We start from the raw sequence: 1,259 nt of genomic DNA on the forward strand, positions 1-1,259 counted from the left end.
GCCGTTCCATATCGCGTTATTCGAGTCAGCCCTGACGGCTGCAGCGTACAATTGGTTATTGATGAAAACAGCAAAACGATCCGTGTGATCGCTTTCTTCAACAGCATCATTGAACACAACCAAGATAAGCTGATCCCACAAAAAGAGATGTTGCCAAGCAATGCATTACTGGAAAGACTGCACAGCGTTTTGCTATCAAGGACGTTAAGCACACCTATCTTTATCAGCAAGAGTACAGCGTCGGCACTAAAAACTCCGGTGGTTGGGGTGAACCTGCCGTTGCCAAAACACATTGAGTTGTTTGCACGCTTAGGTCACGACCAAAAATTCTCTTTAGAGCCAATTTTTAAAGGCCGCTCTAGCACGCTGATCGCAGAACCAATTAAGCGTGTCGACGGAGCGCAAGCAAGACACCAAGACATCTACATTAGTGCGGCGAAAATCGGCAATAAGATCACTGCTATCGAATCCAAACTGCACCAAGAATTTAATAGCGTGAAAGAGCGAATTCAGTTCATCAAAAAAGCGCGCATGATGGGCGATTTCTATGTATTTCGAATGTCTACCGCACCCATTTTTGATCCTATGACGTCACTGCTACGACAGGACTTGAGTGACCTTACTCAGTTTGGCGTTCATCAAGCCAGTAAACTAGAAAAGGAGCTGACGGCTTTGGTTGGCTACAGCGAGTTTGAAGACATAACCGAAGAAGTCGTCGTGCGACTTGAACTAACGGAATAAAAAACACCGCCAAAATAGGCGGTCTTTTTCTTTCTGATTCTATTAAGGCTTCGCTTTCCAACTGATTTTTTGCTGCTTCACGAGCGCGCCAGACAAAATACAGAGCACCCCACCTAACCCAGCAAAACGCACCGAGGTTTGTGCTTGCGCTTCTACTTTAGGTTTCGCGTGGTAGGCAATACCAAGGCCTGCGGCGGACATCATCACTAAGTCGTTGGCACCATCACCAACGGCAACGGTATTATGCTGTTCAATTTCGTATTCATCCGCCAGTTCAACCAAAATATCGGACTTGGTTTGCGCAGATACCACGTCACCAATCACTTGCCCAGTTAACTTTCCGTCAATGATCTCAAGCTGATTTGAACGAGCGAAGTCCAGACCGACTTTCTCTTTGATGTAATCAGAGAAATAAGTGAACCCACCAGATGCAATGGCGGTTTTCCAACCGAGCGCTTTAAAGGTCGCAATCAACGCTTCAAAGTCTGGCATGAATGGAAGCTCAGAACGCACTTGTT

General features: G+C 46.2%; 1 protein-coding gene and 1 pseudogene. One reads left to right on the plus strand and one right to left on the minus strand.

Annotation, left to right across the window (positions count from 1 at the left end):
* Positions 1-741: pseudogene (locus R7O12_RS25515) on the plus strand (PilZ domain-containing protein); the annotation flags it as partial.
* 42 nt (positions 742-783) lie between these two features.
* Here R7O12_RS25515 and serB read toward each other — a convergent pair.
* On the minus strand, positions 784-1,259 hold a 476-nt coding region (serB, locus tag R7O12_RS25520; protein WP_318126853.1), incomplete at its 5' end, for a phosphoserine phosphatase SerB.

The sequence above is a fragment of the Vibrio sp. Vb1574 genome (assembly GCF_033338675.1).